The following is a 15,963-nucleotide window of genomic DNA, read 5'->3' on the forward strand; positions in this document are numbered from 1 at the left end:
TCTTTAATCTTTATTTCAATCGGTAATTAAATAGATGAAATAAAGATGACATCACTGTCACATTTGTTACAACGGCAGTTATTATTACATTAGATTATGACAACATGATGAAATATAGACAGTTTCAGTTTTGATAGATTGATCATCGTAGTTGATGGATGAAATTCATCCTTAATTTTTTGGGAATAGGTTCATAAATTTTTATTTATCAGAAAAGTGGACGTAACTCTGCTAAAATATTGCACCATTATTTGTGCAGATTTTTGTGAGAGTCATTTGATGTCTACCCTCGCCACCTTAAAAGCGCTTCTTGCCAAACGTATCCTGATTATTGATGGTGCAATGGGTACCATGATCCAACGCCACAAATTGGAAGAAGCTGATTACCGTGGTGAACGTTTTGAGGATTGGGCCTACGACCTTAAGGGTAATAACGACTTATTGGTTCTAACTCAACCACAGATTATTCAAGGCATTCATGAAGCTTATCTTGAAGCTGGTGCAGATATTATTGAAACCAACTCGTTCAATGGAACGCGTGTTTCAATGTCTGACTACCATATGGAAGATTTGGTACCTGAGATTAACCGTGAAGCAGCTCGAATTGCCAAAGAAGCATGTAAAAAATACTCAACACCTGAAAAGCCACGTTTTGTCGCGGGCGTATTAGGACCAACGTCACGTACCACTTCAATTTCACCAAATGTAAATGATCCGGCATTCCGTAACATCACCTTTGATGAGTTAAAAGTTAACTACATTGAAGCGACTAAGGCATTGATTGAAGGTGGTGCAGATATCATCTTGATTGAAACGGTCTTCGATACCCTAAATGCCAAAGCTGCGATCTTTGCAGTGAAAGAAGTGTTTAAAGAAATTGGTTACGAACTGCCAATTATGATTTCGGGCACCATTACCGATGCATCTGGGCGTACACTCACAGGTCAAACCGCAGAAGCATTCTGGAACTCAATGCGCCATGCAGAGCCTTTATCGATTGGCTTTAACTGTGCACTGGGTGCAGATGCGATGCGTCCACACGTCAAAACCGTGTCTGATGTTGCGGATACTTTTGTTTCAGCGCATCCAAACGCTGGCTTACCAAATGCCTTCGGTGGTTATGATGAAACTCCTGAAGAAACTGCAGCATTTATTAAAGAATTTGCTGAAAGTGGCTTAATTAACATTACGGGTGGTTGTTGTGGTACGACGCCGGATCATATTCGTGCGATTGCGCAAGCAGTTGAAGGTATTGCACCGCGTCAAATTCCTGAAATTGAACCTGCATGTCGTTTAAGTGGTTTAGAGCCATTCAACATCACCAAAGATTCATTATTCGTCAACGTCGGCGAACGTACCAACGTGACAGGTTCTAAAAAATTCCTTCGTTTAATTAAAGAAGGTAACTTCACCGAAGCTTTAGATGTGGCACGTCAACAAGTTGAAGCCGGTGCGCAAATCATCGACATCAACATGGATGAAGGGATGCTGGATTCGCAAGAAGCGATGGTGCATTTCCTGAATCTGATCGCGTCTGAGCCTGATATTTCACGTGTGCCAATCATGCTTGACTCTTCTAAATGGGAGATCATTGAAGCAGGTTTGAAATGCGTCCAAGGTAAAGCAGTTGTCAACTCAATCTCCTTAAAAGAAGGTTATGACGAGTTTGTCGAACGTGCTCGCCTCTGCCGTCAGTACGGTGCGGCAGTCATTGTCATGGCGTTTGATGAAAATGGTCAGGCGGATACTGCTGAACGTAAAAAAGAAATCTGTAAACGTTCTTATGATGTCTTAGTCAATGAAGTGGGCTTCCCTTCTGAAGATATTATTTTTGACCCGAACGTGTTTGCGGTCGCAACAGGTATTGAAGAACACAACAACTACGGTGTGGACTTCATTGAAGCAACCGGTTGGATTAAACAAAACCTTCCAAATGCGATGGTGTCAGGCGGGATCTCAAACGTATCGTTCTCATTCCGTGGTAATGAGCCTGTTCGTGAAGCGATCCATGCGGTGTTCTTGTATCACGGCATTCAACAAGGCTTAACCATGGGGATCGTCAACGCAGGTCAGCTTGCAATTTATGATGATATCGATGCTGAGCTAAAAGAAGCTGTTGAAGATGTGGTACTGAACCGTAACCAAGGCGCAAGCGGTCAAGAAGCGACTGAAAAATTGCTAGCTGTTGCGGAAAAATATCGTGGTCAAGCGGGTGCGCAAAAGGCTGAAGAAAACCTTGAATGGCGCAATGAACCTGTAGAAAAACGTCTTGAATACGCGTTAGTTAAAGGTATTACGACTTATATCGATGAAGATACTGAAGAAGCACGTTTAAAATCAGCTCGTCCACTTGATGTGATCGAAGGTCCACTCATGGCAGGGATGAACGTGGTGGGTGACCTGTTCGGTGCCGGCAAAATGTTCTTACCACAAGTGGTGAAATCTGCACGTGTGATGAAACAAGCCGTGGCTTGGTTGAACCCATTTATTGAAGCAGAAAAAACCCAAGGCGAAGCCAAAGGTAAAATCTTGCTTGCTACTGTTAAAGGCGACGTACACGACATCGGTAAAAACATCGTGGGTGTGGTACTTGGCTGTAACGGTTATGACATCGTTGACCTTGGCGTGATGGTACCGTGTGAGAAAATCTTACAAACAGCGATTGATGAAAAAGTTGACATCATCGGTTTATCAGGTTTGATTACACCGTCATTGGATGAAATGGTTTTTGTTGCCAAAGAAATGCAACGTAAAGGCTTTAACATTCCACTCATGATTGGTGGTGCGACCACGTCTAAAGCACATACCGCTGTGAAGATTGCACCGCAATATCACAATGATGGTGTGTACTACACTGCCGATGCATCTCGTGCAGTCGGTGTTGCAACCCAATTGCTTTCACCTGAAATGAAGCCTCAATTGGCAGCTGACTATGCTGCGGATTATGAAAAAATCCGTACGCGTCTTGCCAACAAACAACCGAAAGCAGCAAAACTTTCTTATGCTGAATCGGTTGAAAATGGTTTCAAGATTGACTTTGAAAAGCATGCACCTGTAAAACCAAACTTCATTGGTTCGCAAACATTCACCAACTATCCACTCGAAACTTTAGTTGAATACTTCGACTGGACACCGTTCTTTATTTCTTGGAGCTTGGCGGGTAAATACCCGAAAATCCTTGAGGATGAAGTCGTTGGCGAAGCTGCACGTGATTTGTTTGAACAAGCACAAGCGATGCTCAAAGACATCATCGAAAATAAACGTTTCGATGCGCGCGCTACTTTCAGCCTTTACCCTGCCAACCGTGTTGCAGCAGACACTGTTGCTGTAACGGATGAAAATGGCAATGTGACCCATACCTTTGAGCATATTCGTCAGCAGTCTGACAAAGTGACAGGTAAAGCGAATTTCTCACTGGCTGACTTTGTTGCGCCGAAAGACGTGGCGCAAGATTACTTGGGTGGTTTCACTGTATCGATCTTTGGTGCGGAAGAACTTTCGCAAGAATACAAAGCTAAAGGTGATGACTATAACGCGATTATGGTTCAAGCCTTGGGTGACCGTTTTGCAGAAGCATTTGCAGAACACTTGCACCAACGTATTCGTAAAGAGTTCTGGGGCTACCAACCGGATGAACAGCTTTCAAATGAAGAATTGATTAAAGAGAAGTATGTGGGTATTCGTCCTGCACCGGGCTACCCTGCTTGTCCTGAACATTCTGAAAAAGCGCCTTTGTTTGATTGGTTAGGTACGACTGATAAGATCGGAACTTACTTAACCAGTAGCTTTGCAATGTGGCCACCTTCATCAGTGAGCGGTTTCTATTACGCAAGCCCTGAAACGGAATACTTTAACGTGGGTAAAATCTCTGGTGATCAGTTGGAAGATTATGCGAAGCGTAAAGGTTGGACGTTGGATGAGGCGAAACGTTGGTTAGCGCCGAATTTGGATGATTCAGTGATCTAAACATGCTAAAAAGTCCTTCTCTTGAAGGACTTTTTTATTTCTTAAATTAAACTGAGTCCTGCTCAAATAATTCAATTATTCATACTCTTACCCATTCATCATCTGGTTCATATAAAGACTATAATTTGATCTGATTAATCTAAAATTTTATTTATCTTATGATTTTGACGAAATTCCTCATTCCCAATTCAGGTTGAATTAGGTCTAATCAGTTATTTCTAATTTACAAAATAATACATGTAAATTACTTACGAAAAGTTATATTTTAATAATGCATTAATCTGATATTTTTTAATTATATTTTCTCTGTAAAAGTTCACAGCATTTAAAAGATTTCAATAAAATCAAATAAAAAGAGAAGAATTTCATGTTGTACTGTGGTGGTGAAAGTCATCCTATTCATTATATTTCTGATTATAAAATGACGGTTCTCGCACGTTATGATAAAGATGAACTTGGACGTACCGTAATTGAGACCTTTTGGGCAGGAGATCCTAACTTCAATGCTGGTCCAGTCGCTTTCCCATCTGCTTTAGATGCTGAAATTATCCGTCAAATTGAAAATAAGAATTTGAAACCTCATCAGAATAAGTGGGAGCGTTGGAATCTCTCCGCAATTGATCTCCCCCAAATGATGTCTTCTTTAGGAGGGACAGTAACCGTTAATGTATTTAATGCGTATATTGCCACTCAAGAAAATACCTTGGTCACGTCCAATGTCAGTTGTCCTCGTATGAGTTTAATTCCTACAAGTTTTAGTAATGTTGATACTTCTGAACCCAACCAACATTTAACGATTCAATTTGGTGATTATATTTTTAAGACTTTAAGAGAATATTGGAATGAAATTACATCAGATGAGTTTCTACGTTCTATTGAAGTCATCAACAATAAATCGGATAAGGAATTAGCAACCTTAGCGAAGCAAGCAATTAAAGCAATTTCGATTGTCCCAATAGACCAAATCAAGTTTGGCATAAATGATCAACTTGCTTTGTTTTCTCCACCAAGTCGAATGTGGAAGTTTGCTGAACAAGGTGATTTTAACCAAGAGATATTAAACTGATTGAATAAAAATAAAGGAAAATAAATGAAAGGTTTTGCGATTCATAATGCACCAACTGACCATAGTGGTCGGATTCCATCAACGCAGGTCAGAAGTTCTCAAGAAGGAAATCTTTTTGTTCGCGCTGGTGATGGTCATTTCTGCCCTAAATGTAAAGTCTGGTCAACCGTACAACCAAGCCATAACCATGTCATTTTTGATGATAAGCCTGTGGCTTATGTAGATGATATTCTAAGCTGTGGAGCTAGAATTTTACCTCAACAGTCTCACGTAGTAGGAGGTAGTGGTGGAGCTAATTTACGTTCATCTACACCTGTTTTTCAGCCTATTAGTTCTCAACAGAACCTCAATAATAATTTAACGGATAACAAAAATGAGCTCTTAAATGGCTATTACTACAATATAAACACTGGACTATATGAAGGGAGAATTTCTAACGGCAAAGGTAATCTAGAAGATGTCTATGCATGTAATGGAAAGAAATCAGATAGTGAATTTATCTCTCCCCAATATGCAAATATTACTCATAAAAAATTTCAAGAGTGCTCACGAGTCGTTTCGCATGAATCAGGAACAGCTACTATAGAATGTATTTATATTGCTTTTACTGCCAATAATTATGCAAAACAAGTGGAAAAAGATTTACATTCATTATTGATGTCTGGCTATTCCACTATGCCTAAAGGAACAAAGACTCCATTACCAGATAAACCAGCTAATGGAAAAGCTGAAGATCCTAAATATGGACTAGCTCGTAAAGGCGTTTTAAAAGTTTGCTTAGGAGAAGCGGATCCAACGGATGGTTCAACACATTGGGATGGAACAGACTTCTTAGCATGGGGGTTAGAAAGCCCATATAAATATAAAGATAATACAAATAAGCCACATGCTAAATTTAGAGAATATAAGAAAATCACAATTCCTAAATCTGTATATGATGAATTTTTGGCGGGATCACTAAAGGAATACCCTAAAGGAAGAGTTAAATATAGCGGTGTTTTCTATGATATTCCTGCAAATGTTTTTAAAGATCAAAAAAATTGGACAACTGGAAACTTTGAATACAACACTGGTAGCAAAGTTAGTAAATCATTAACAGCAAAAGTAACCGCAGGTCATACTATTTTTTGGAGAGCAGCATGAAATTTAAAATATTAATTCCAATATTTATTAGTTGTTCCGTTATAACTATGGGGTATGCTAAAACAAATAATTATTTGATTAGCAAAGACATTAAACCAAAATATAATCTTCAATTAAGTGGTTCATACCCACTAATAGCAGGAAACCAATTCAAAGAAGTGAATAGTTCTATTGTAAAATTTATTACAACTAATTTTGATAATGAAGATAATAACTATCCTACTGAAGTTGGTTTTGAAAAATTATATCAAAATAAAGATATATTGAGCTTTTCAATTAACTATAACATCAGTAACTCAACAGAAAGATACTTTAATAAATACTATGCGCTGAGCCTATCCAGTAATAAAGAATTAAATCTTTCTCAGTATCTTAAAGACAAGAAAATATCTAAATACAATATATTGAAAAATATAAATAGCTTTATTGCTCCTTGTCTTACAACACAGAAATCTCTCCCTGATTACTGTTCAGATATGGCATTACAAAATTTAATTGAGAACAATAAAAAGGTGAACTTTTCAGATATCTCTAGTTTTTTTATTAAAAGTAATGATGATATAGGAATAGGTATTGATTCCAATAAGTTCACGACTACTTTCATCTACAATATAAAAACTAAAAAAATTAATTTAAATTAATAATTTACATACCAAAATCCATACCCCGATCTTTCTTAGATTGGGACCACCATCACACTCAATCACCAACTTGGCAGCAGGACAGTAAAAATCTACGATGTAATTTAAAATTGGCTTTTGCCGATAAAACTGAAAATCTAAAATTTGTTTATTGCGAAGTCATGACCATAACAGCTTTTCAGCATCAGTCATGTTATTGCGTAAAACACGTGAGGCTTGTTTTAAGTTTTGATTGTAGGGCTTCATTTTTATTCTCTTTTTTAAAATCTCCCCTAGCCCTGAGCCATATATGGCGCAAGGGAAAAGAGGGAAATTTCACGCATCTAAAACCGCAATCAAATTCGCGCAAGTCCCCCTGAGCGAGACTTAAGCACTGCTTTATGTAGAAGCGCAAGAAAGGGGGATTTAGGGGGATTCTTTTCACCAATATATACATTAAAAACCGCCCCTTTTCTAACCACCAAACCTCAAATCATCCGTTTTAACATTTTTAGATCAGCAAATGTTTCAAGTTTGGTGAATAATTAATACTTATTAATGAAATTACCAAAAGTTTGATATTTCCATGAAAAAACTCATCAACCACCCTGAAAACTTGGTTGTCGACATGTGCAAAGGCTTTGTTCTTGCACACCCAGAACTCGCATTTACTGAGTCTCACAAAATCATTTCAAGAAAAGAAAAACACAACAATGTTGCTCTCATCAGTGGTGGCGGTAGCGGGCATGAACCTGCACATGCGGGCTTTGTCGGTAAAGGCATGTTAGATGCAGCCGTATGCGGAGACGTCTTTGCATCACCGTCACAAATTCAGGTCTATAAAGCATTACAACATGTCGCAACCGACAAAGGCGTGTTGATGATCATCAAAAACTATTCTGGCGATATGATGAATTTCCAGAATGGTGCAGCCTTAGCCGCTGAAGACGGAATTCAAGTCGACTTTGTGAAAGTTGCAGATGATATTGCGGTTAAAGATAGTTTATATACAGTCGGTCGCCGTGGTGTCGCAGGCACAATCTTTGTTCATAAGATTGCAGGCGCAGCAGCATCTAAAGGCTTAGAATTAGGTGAAGTTAAAACAGTCGCTCAAAAAGCGGCTGACAATGTCATCAGTTTAGGTTTTGCCTATAGCTCATGTACTGTTCCTGCTAAAGGCACACCAACCTTCACCCTTGCCGATGATGAAATGGAATACGGCGTGGGTATTCATGGTGAACCGGGCATCCGTCGTGAAAAAATCTTGCCAGCGAAAGAACTGGCACAACGTATGGTCGATGACCTGTTTTTAGATCGTCCAGACATGAAAGAAGTTGCAGTATTGATCAATGGCTTTGGTTCTACCCCAATGCAAGAACTGTATCTGTTTAACCATGATGTATGCGCACACCTTGCACATAAGGGCATTAAAATTTACCGTACCTTTGTCGGCAACTACATGACCAGTATCGACATGAATGGTGCATCCATTTCATTACTTGAATTGGATGATGAACTCAAAACATACTTAGATGCAGAAGCTAACACCCCTGCCTTTAAACTTGATGGTTCACCTGCTTTAGCCATTGAGTTTGCGATAAAAGATACGGCTACCCAACATCAAGGCAATAGCGAAGTTGAAACTGCAGCAGAACATGCTGAAATTCAAAATGAGCAATTCACCATTGAAAACATGCGCTATGTGGTCGATGTCATGGCTGCCTGTATTATTAAAAATGAAGTGCCATTTTGTGAGTTAGACGCACACGCAGGCGATGGTGACTTCGGCATGAGTGTGGCTAAAGGCTTTAAACAACTCAAGAAAGAATGGCAAAGCTTGATCCAAGCACAGCAGATGGATGAATTCTTACTCAATAGCTCCATGATCATCATGGAACATTGTGGCGGTGCATCAGGTCCCATCTGGGGTTCTGCATTTCGTGCCGCAAGTAAAGCCATTCAAGGTAAAACCACGTTAAGCGTGGCAGATTTTGCCGATATGCTGCAAGCCTCAGTAAAAGGTATTCAAACCACAGGTGAACGTTCATTTGGACGTGGCGCGGTAGTGGGAGATAAAACTCTCATTGATGCGCTCGTGCCATGCGCAGATTCATGGTCAGCCAACACCGACAAAAGCTTTAAGGAAAACTTTATCTTAGGTGCTCAAGCTGCTGTTCAAGGCGCAGAATCGACCAAAGAGATTGTTGCACGTATGGGTCGTGCAGGTACTGTCGGGGATCGTAGCTTAGGCTATCCTGATGCAGGTGCATATGGTCTAGGTGTGATTTTTACCGATATTGCCGATCATCTAAAATAACATCTAAACATGACATGAATGATTGATCTGTTCTACAAAAAAGCCCTGATGATTCAGGGCTTTTTTTTGCTTTTTATTTTTTAAAACTTGATAATAATGCGCTGGTAATCGCCTGATTATGTGATGCCACACGAGACTTCTTCGCTTTCGCTGACTGGTCAGCTACACGTTGAATTTTGACTGCTTTTAATTTACCTTGATTTTCAACAACCTGAAATTTGACTCGGTCATTGCGTTTTGGCTCACCTTCATCTGTAGGAAAGTCAGAAATGTGGAAAAAAATATCCTCACCTGCACCACCAATAAAACCAAAACCTTTATCGGCATGATAAATTTTAATTTTGCCTTGCTGGACTTCAGACTTCATAACATTCCCAAAAAACGGTATACAATTTTCAATATTATACACGCATCTTAAAGCGCATCATCTTTGCTGATCACTTTAAATAATCATGCAAATGCTGTTGGACAATGACGCGTTTGTGTCCTTTACTTTGTTGTTCCGATAACAATGATTCCGCATCTAAGACCACTACTCTGTGACCATCATCCTGTAGACGTTTCACACCTTCAAATAACATTCGAGCACCGACATCATGGATTAAGGTCAGATGTGTAAGATCAAGCACTACTTTATTTTTACCTACAGGCTCATTCTGTAACTCACGCAAGAACATTTCAGTCTCTGTAAATTGCAAGACACCACGTAGCTCATACACCACCATGCCATCATCATACTCACGGCGACTTTGGATAATGGTTTGTGCTGAAGGGGTTCCCTCCATTAAATGTAATCCCATATCACTTGATAGACGTTCAAAGATTTCCACACCTCGAACACTGTTGCCATGGCTGTCTAATTTAGGCGAAAAAACCGCAATTCCAACCTGACCTGGTAAGACACCAATGATCCCCCCTGCCACACCACTTTTGGCAGGAATACCAACGGTGGTCAACCAATCTCCAGCTGCATCGTACATACCACACGTCATCATGACGCTAAGTACCTGACGACATACCTGAGACGATCTAAAATACATTTTCCCGTAACAGGGTCTTTTCCGCCATTCGCCAACACACTGCCCATTCGCGCTAAATCTTTCACGGAGACTTTAATCGCACACTGTTGAATATAACCATGAACAATCTGTTCTGGGTCTTCTTCTAGCACGCCGACGGTACGCAACATATATCCAATCGAAAGATTACGAAATGCTGTTTTGAGTTCAGATTGATAGACTTGCTCATCAAAGGTTAACTCACGCCCACACAGTTCACTCAAGAAACGTCGTAAATGTTCTGCACGAGAAACAGTCTTTTTATGAGGCAATAAAGAATGTGTCGTAATCGCACCCGAGTTAATCATTGGGTTCTTAGGAATCGATCGTTCTTTTTCTAATGAGATTTGATTAAATGCTTCCCCCGAAGGTTCAACACCAACTTTTTCTAATACCTGAGCCAAACCATGTTCTTGAATCGCTAATGCATAAGCAAATGGTTTAGACATTGATTGAATCGTGAACTCAACCTCATCATCCCCTGAAGAATAAATCGTACCATCAATGGTTGAAAGTGCTAAAGCGATACGATTTGGATTGGCAGCTGCCAGTTCTGGAATATAGTCAGCCAATGCTCCTTCGGTATTCGCATGACATTGGTCCAATACATGGGCAAGATAATCAGGTACAGGTGTCTTCATTTTTATTCTCTTGGTGATCAATGGAGACCCAAAATAAGATCTCAAATGTTAAATTCAGTTGTCGATATCGTGTCACATCTGACTTGATTACGGCCATTCTGCTTTGCAACATATAGTGCTCTATCCGCCGCACTATAAATCCTTTGCTTTACTTCGTCTGTGTGTAGATGTGGTAAATTTTGTGACATCGCCACGCCAAAGCTTGCCGTCATTTGAATAAAAGTCTCTGAGCTAATCTCAATTTTTTCACTTTCGATCGTTTGACGGCAACGTTCTGCGATGATTAATGCTTCGTCGATATCACCATCTGTCAGTACTAGAACAAACTCTTCACCACCGAGCCGTCCTACTATATCCTCTTCTCGTGTTTGCTGTTTTAAAATGAGAGCTATACGTTTGAGTACAAGATCACCAACATCATGACCATAATTGTCATTAATCTGCTTGAAGAAATCGAGATCTAAGAGGATGAAAGCAAAGCTGCGATTTTGTTGAATTAACTTACTAATAAACTGATTGATGTAACGACGGTTATAGAGGTTGGTTAACGCATCTTTCTGACTTAGTACTTCAATCTTACGCTCACGTTGTCTCCACTGCGACAAGATCAACTCAAAAAATACTGCTGAGCACAACAGTATGGGTAAATATAGTACCGCCATACTTTTCAGCCAAAAAGGATTGGCATACAAATTAGATTGATTCAGTGCATCACTAAATAATGGCGCATAAGTCAGTTGACCATTGGCCGTCAGTACTGCCAACCACACGATAATACAAGCAATAATAAAAGAGACGCTATAGATGATGCGCTGTTCATATAACACAAAACCAATTAATACAATATTGACCGTTCCCGCCATCACCGCAGGACTATAAATCCCAACCGTGTATCCCGAAAAAATGACAATCAATCCATAAAATAAGGGGATTAAATAGCCCAAAATTCGGCGAGCAGTAGCATTTTTTCGAAGCATTAAAGCGATTATCAGAAAACACGTGGTCAAAATCACTTGTAAACATGTGGTCAATGTCCGATGAGGATAATATTCTGGATCTAACCAAATTTGATATTCTGAATGGAAAGTTAGGTAGTACCACAACCAATGACCAATGAGCATCAACAGCCCAAATATAAGTAACAGAATCCCTTTATTAAAGTTGGACCAGTTAATAATAGAACGTTCAGATTCTAACAAGACATATTTGATAGCTTGCAATAAACTGCGCTGTTGTTGTACTTCATTCTCTCGAGTCATCATCTAATTGTATTATCGAATATTCATATTTATTTTTATTAAAATTTGGATGTATTCAGCGATCATGTCAATGCGCTTTAAGCATTAAAAAGACTGCTTTATCGATCAGATCAATTTATGGTATGAATTTGATGATCACTGACCAAAACAAAAGCATTGCTATAAAAAAAACCTAAGCGTATGTTTCTCTATAGTTAGTAGTACCGAAACCGAAATTTAATCATTGAATTAAGCTGGCTGATATAACTGTACCTGATTTCGTCCGCTTTCTTTGGCAATATATAAAGCGTGATCTGCACAATGCGTAATGAGGTCTTGATCAGATAACTCATGGGATAATGCAATACCAAAGCTTGCCGTCACATTTAACGAGGTTCCATCATCCAGCACAATTGGCTGCTGTGCAATTGCGTTACGGCAACGTTCTGCGATATCAACCGCTTGATCACGACTGAGATTGTCCAGAATTAATATAAATTCTTCACCGCCATAACGTCCAACCGTATCACCAATACGAACATGATATTCCAAACGCGTCGCCACCTGTTTCAGGACTTCATCTCCTGCTGCATGACCATATTGATCATTAATTTGTTTAAAATGATCCAAATCCAATAAGATCACAGCATAATCAGCACGATCCTGCTGAAAATGTGATAACACTTCATTGATTTGACGACGGTTATAAACGTTCGTTAGTGCATCAAATTTACTGCTGGTTTCGAATTGTTTTTCACGACTGCGCCATTGGGTGAGTAAAATCTCAAAGAATAAAACACTCATAAGTAAAATGGGCACGTAGAGCTGTACCATGCTCATGACCCAAAAATCATTTTGGTAAACGATACTTTTATTCAACTCATCACTAAACATAGGTGCATAACGAATTCGATCGATATGCGTCAAGTAACACGTTAATAACGTGTATATCGTAATTGGAATTGCAATCCCATAAATAATTTTACGGCTATAAAATACCAACCCGACCAATACAATACTAATGAACCCTGCCATTGTTGCAGGACTATAAATTCCAATCGAATACCCTGAATAAATCATGGTCATTCCAAAGAAACTAGGGGCAAAGTAAGCAATGAAGGTTTGAAACTTAGCGATATGCTGAAACTTGAAACAACTCCAAAACAGGACAAGATAAATCACGGAGGTCACCAACAATTGGGTAACACGTAATTCAAAATAGTCAGGATTTAACCACTGTGCTTTTTCAGGGGTATAAAAAGCCACAATTAACCAGCGAGCGACCTCAAGTTGGCTTAGAATTCCAAAAAAGAGGATAAGCCGTCCCTTTTTAAAATCACTCCAATTGATCAGCATATTTTGAGGATCAAGGATGTACGTATTGGCCATACGATACAATCGCTTAATCATATGTTGAATCTTCCTGATTAACTTCATTCTGTCCTTTTATCTTTTATATTGTCTTTTTAAGCAGCGTGAACTCGCTCTACAAACAAGATCCCATCAAGATGGTCAATTTCGTGTTGAATAATTCGTGCAGGGAATCCTGAAAAAGTCTCAGTAATTTCCTGTCCTTGCATATTACGATAACGGACACGGATTAATGAAGCTCGAGCTACTTCCGCACGTCGATTCTCTACACTTAAACATCCCTCTTCTCCTAAAACAACATGATCAGAACGCTCCAATATTTCAGGATTAATCATGTAAATAGGCTCCATCTCAGGCGCATCGGGATACCGTATATTGGGTTTTGAAGCGACGATAATAATCCTTTTAGAGACATAAACTTGTGGTGCAGCAATACCGACACCATTGCGCTGTTGCATCGTAAAATTCATTGCTTCAACCAGATGCGTTAACCAGCTACTACTAAACTCAAGTTCACTTACCGGCGATGCAACCAATTCAAGGATCACTTCACCTTTTTGAGCAACGGGTAGTATCGTCATAATACGTTCATCTCAATTATGATAAGAATTTGATCTTCATAATTTTTTAAATTTTAAATCAAATATTTGATTAATAGTCAACCAATCTTAAAGCATTTCAAGATGAAGTAAAACTGATTTAAATGACGAATTTGTGACCTGATAATTTTACGGCTCAAGTTTCACTTTTTTGTATGACATCAGCATCCTGAAGTTCGTAGTAGTGTCTAACCTGATTACGACCACGTTTTTTTGCTAGATATAATGCTTGATCTGCATGACGAATCACCGCTTCTTTATTTAAATTAAATTCAGAAATGGCTATACCAAAGCTTGCTGTCACTCTGATCGTCGTACGTTCATCGATATAAAAGAGCTCATTTTCAATTTCTTTGCGACACCGCTCTGCGACCTCCATCGCAGCTCTGAGGTTTTTATTCTGCAACAGCATCACAAACTCTTCACCACCAAATCGCCCGACAATATCTGTATCACGTATATTTTGACGTAGTACATTGGCAACACGCTTTAAGACGTTGTCTCCGATATCATGACCATAGTTATCATTAATACTCTTAAAATGATCAAGATCTAACAGAATGAGAGCAAATTTTCGTTCTTGTAATTGAATTTCATTGAGTTCTAAACCTATTTTTCGACGGTTATAAATCCCCGTAAGCGGGTCCATTTGACTCATTAAATTAATTTGTTTTTCTCGATTTCTCCATTGCGTCAACAAAATCTCAAACAATACAAAAGTCGCAAAAAAAATAGGCACGTAAAAATAAAGTTGTGAATAAACCCAGAATTCATTAAATACCATGACTGAATAATTGAGCTGATCACTAAAGACCGGTGCGTAGGTCATATAACCCAATGCACTACTGACAATTGCAATGAGCATATATACAGTGACTGGTAAAAAAAGCAGATATACAATCTTGCGTTCAAATAAAACCAGACCAACTGTTAAAATACTGATAAATCCCGCAACGGTAGCAGGACTACTGATACCAACCGAATAGCCACCATAAATAAAGCTTACGGAAAATACCAAAATAATAAAGTAAGGTAAATATTGTATCACCCATTCTTTATGACGCCATATGACACAAGGAATAATCAGTAAGAACTGTAATACACAGCACAGCAACATCCGTGATAGGTGAAAATAATAATAATCAGGATTGAGCCAATGATGTAATGCAGGATGATGAAATGAAAATAAATACCATGCAATCCAGGTGATATGTGCAAGTCCGCCCAATACCATGACCAGAATACATTTATTTAAGGTACTCCAATTCATCAACACACTTTGATTCATAAATGAATGAAGTGTATAGGGGAGAAAAATTCGATTGAATAGTCTTAACATAATGAACTAACTCAATTGAAACAGCTCATCAAAATAAACTATATTTTCATTTAACTCTGTAATCATTAAATCTATTTCACCCCTACAAAATATAGTGAATAAAATCACATATTTTTTATTATGATTGCACTTATTATCACAATCTAACCTTAAGATTAGGATTTATCAAGGTTTTTTTACCATTTATTCTATTTTTTTTTAAAGCTTTTTTTGCTTAAATCCAGCTAAGGATACGCTCAAGCATTTTAATTTGACTCAGCTAAAAATTGCTAAACACACTCCTAACTCTTAGAGATCGAGTTCTCGATAAATAACTTTAATTTCTTGTGCAATGTGAATACTAACTTGATGATGCAAATATTGAATCAAAATATCAAATTGCTCTGCACCATCGTCTAATCCAGTACAAAAATATTCAGTATGAGGAGGAAGCGTTTTTAACCACTGACTTTGATAAAAATCGGCAACGGATTCAAAGTTAAGATAACGATGAGGATGCTGTTGTAATGATTTTACAAATTGCAGAAATCGAGCTTCCCAAAAGTGGATAATCATACATTTAAAGTCTACTGGTTAAATTCAATTTCATTGTTACGTCGATCTGC

General features: G+C 38.6%; 10 protein-coding genes and 3 pseudogenes. 5 read left to right on the forward strand and 8 right to left on the reverse strand.

The features are described from left to right. The first annotated feature begins 279 nt into the window (after positions 1-279). From metH to BMW42_RS07175, 4 genes and pseudogenes are all read left to right on the forward strand, one after another. Positions 280-3,966 (forward strand): methionine synthase, encoded by a 3,687-nt coding sequence (gene metH / locus BMW42_RS07160; protein WP_092766894.1) that lies wholly within the window; start codon positions 280-282, stop codon positions 3,964-3,966. A 367-nt stretch (positions 3,967-4,333) separates the two neighbouring features. Next, positions 4,334-5,032 carry a hypothetical protein gene (locus tag BMW42_RS07165; RefSeq protein ID WP_092766895.1) on the forward strand — a complete coding sequence of 233 codons (699 nt, stop codon included), beginning with the start codon at positions 4,334-4,336 and terminating at the stop codon, positions 5,030-5,032. A 24-nt stretch (positions 5,033-5,056) separates the two neighbouring features. Continuing rightward, positions 5,057-5,320, forward strand: a pseudogene (locus tag BMW42_RS07170) (PAAR domain-containing protein); the annotation flags it as partial. 851 nt (positions 5,321-6,171) lie between these two features. Further along, positions 6,172-6,816 (forward strand): hypothetical protein, encoded by a 645-nt coding sequence (locus tag BMW42_RS07175; protein ID WP_092766896.1) that lies wholly within the window; start codon positions 6,172-6,174, stop codon positions 6,814-6,816. Positions 6,817-6,837: 21 nt separating this feature from the next. Here BMW42_RS07175 and BMW42_RS07180 read toward each other — a convergent pair. Continuing rightward, positions 6,838-7,062, reverse strand: a pseudogene (locus tag BMW42_RS07180) (endonuclease domain-containing protein); the annotation flags it as partial. Positions 7,063-7,381: 319 nt separating this feature from the next. On the opposite strand from BMW42_RS07180, the gene dhaK reads away from it, so the two are divergent. Then, the gene (gene dhaK, locus BMW42_RS07185; RefSeq protein ID WP_092766897.1) at positions 7,382-9,112 is read left to right on the forward strand and encodes a dihydroxyacetone kinase subunit DhaK; all 1,731 of its coding nucleotides are present in this window, start codon (positions 7,382-7,384) and stop codon (positions 9,110-9,112) included. A gap of 73 nt (positions 9,113-9,185) precedes the next feature. Here the strand turns inward: dhaK and BMW42_RS07190 are convergent, their stop codons facing one another. The 7 genes and pseudogenes from BMW42_RS07190 to BMW42_RS07220 all read right to left on the reverse strand — a co-directional run bounded on the left by BMW42_RS07190 (position 9,186) and on the right by BMW42_RS07220 (position 15,913). Further along, a complete protein-coding gene (locus BMW42_RS07190) occupies positions 9,186-9,479 on the reverse strand; it encodes a cold shock domain-containing protein (RefSeq protein ID WP_092766898.1) in 294 nt (97 codons plus the stop codon). A 70-nt stretch (positions 9,480-9,549) separates the two neighbouring features. Next, positions 9,550-10,811, reverse strand: a pseudogene (locus tag BMW42_RS07195) (glutaminase). 41 nt (positions 10,812-10,852) lie between these two features. After that, the gene (locus BMW42_RS07200; protein WP_092766899.1) at positions 10,853-12,073 is read right to left on the reverse strand and encodes a GGDEF domain-containing protein; all 1,221 of its coding nucleotides are present in this window, start codon (positions 12,071-12,073) and stop codon (positions 10,853-10,855) included. A 225-nt stretch (positions 12,074-12,298) separates the two neighbouring features. After that, complete coding sequence (locus tag BMW42_RS07205; RefSeq protein ID WP_171260686.1) at positions 12,299-13,459, reverse strand: GGDEF domain-containing protein; 1,161 nt, start codon at positions 13,457-13,459, stop codon at positions 12,299-12,301. A gap of 56 nt (positions 13,460-13,515) precedes the next feature. After that, positions 13,516-14,004, reverse strand: a complete 489-nt coding sequence (def, locus tag BMW42_RS07210; RefSeq protein ID WP_092766901.1) for a peptide deformylase — start codon at positions 14,002-14,004, stop codon at positions 13,516-13,518. 151 nt (positions 14,005-14,155) lie between these two features. Further along, positions 14,156-15,289: a GGDEF domain-containing protein gene (locus BMW42_RS07215; RefSeq protein ID WP_092766929.1), complete on the reverse strand. Its 1,134-nt coding sequence runs from the start codon at positions 15,287-15,289 to the stop codon at positions 14,156-14,158. A 357-nt stretch (positions 15,290-15,646) separates the two neighbouring features. Then, positions 15,647-15,913 carry a hypothetical protein gene (locus tag BMW42_RS07220; RefSeq protein ID WP_092766902.1) on the reverse strand — a complete coding sequence of 89 codons (267 nt, stop codon included), beginning with the start codon at positions 15,911-15,913 and terminating at the stop codon, positions 15,647-15,649. Positions 15,914-15,963: the final 50 nt, after the last annotated feature.

Origin of the sequence: Acinetobacter sp. DSM 11652, assembly GCF_900109815.1 — a bacterium.
Lineage (GTDB): Bacteria > Pseudomonadota > Gammaproteobacteria > Pseudomonadales > Moraxellaceae > Acinetobacter.

Coding starts and splice junctions, on each gene's coding strand:
- BMW42_RS07220 (WP_092766902.1), bottom strand. CDS start 15,913: ATGATTATCCACTTTTGGGAAGCTCGATTTCTGCAATTTGTAAAATCA.
- BMW42_RS07215 (WP_092766929.1), bottom strand. CDS start 15,289: ATGAATTGGAGTACCTTAAATAAATGTATTCTGGTCATGGTATTGGGC.
- BMW42_RS07205 (WP_171260686.1), bottom strand. CDS start 13,459: ATGATTAAGCGATTGTATCGTATGGCCAATACGTACATCCTTGATCCT.
- BMW42_RS07175 (WP_092766896.1), top strand. CDS start 6,172: ATGAAATTTAAAATATTAATTCCAATATTTATTAGTTGTTCCGTTATA.
- dhaK (WP_092766897.1), top strand. CDS start 7,382: ATGAAAAAACTCATCAACCACCCTGAAAACTTGGTTGTCGACATGTGC.
- BMW42_RS07165 (WP_092766895.1), top strand. CDS start 4,334: ATGTTGTACTGTGGTGGTGAAAGTCATCCTATTCATTATATTTCTGAT.
- metH (WP_092766894.1), top strand. CDS start 280: ATGTCTACCCTCGCCACCTTAAAAGCGCTTCTTGCCAAACGTATCCTG.
- BMW42_RS07190 (WP_092766898.1), bottom strand. CDS start 9,479: ATGAAGTCTGAAGTCCAGCAAGGCAAAATTAAAATTTATCATGCCGAT.
- BMW42_RS07200 (WP_092766899.1), bottom strand. CDS start 12,073: ATGATGACTCGAGAGAATGAAGTACAACAACAGCGCAGTTTATTGCAA.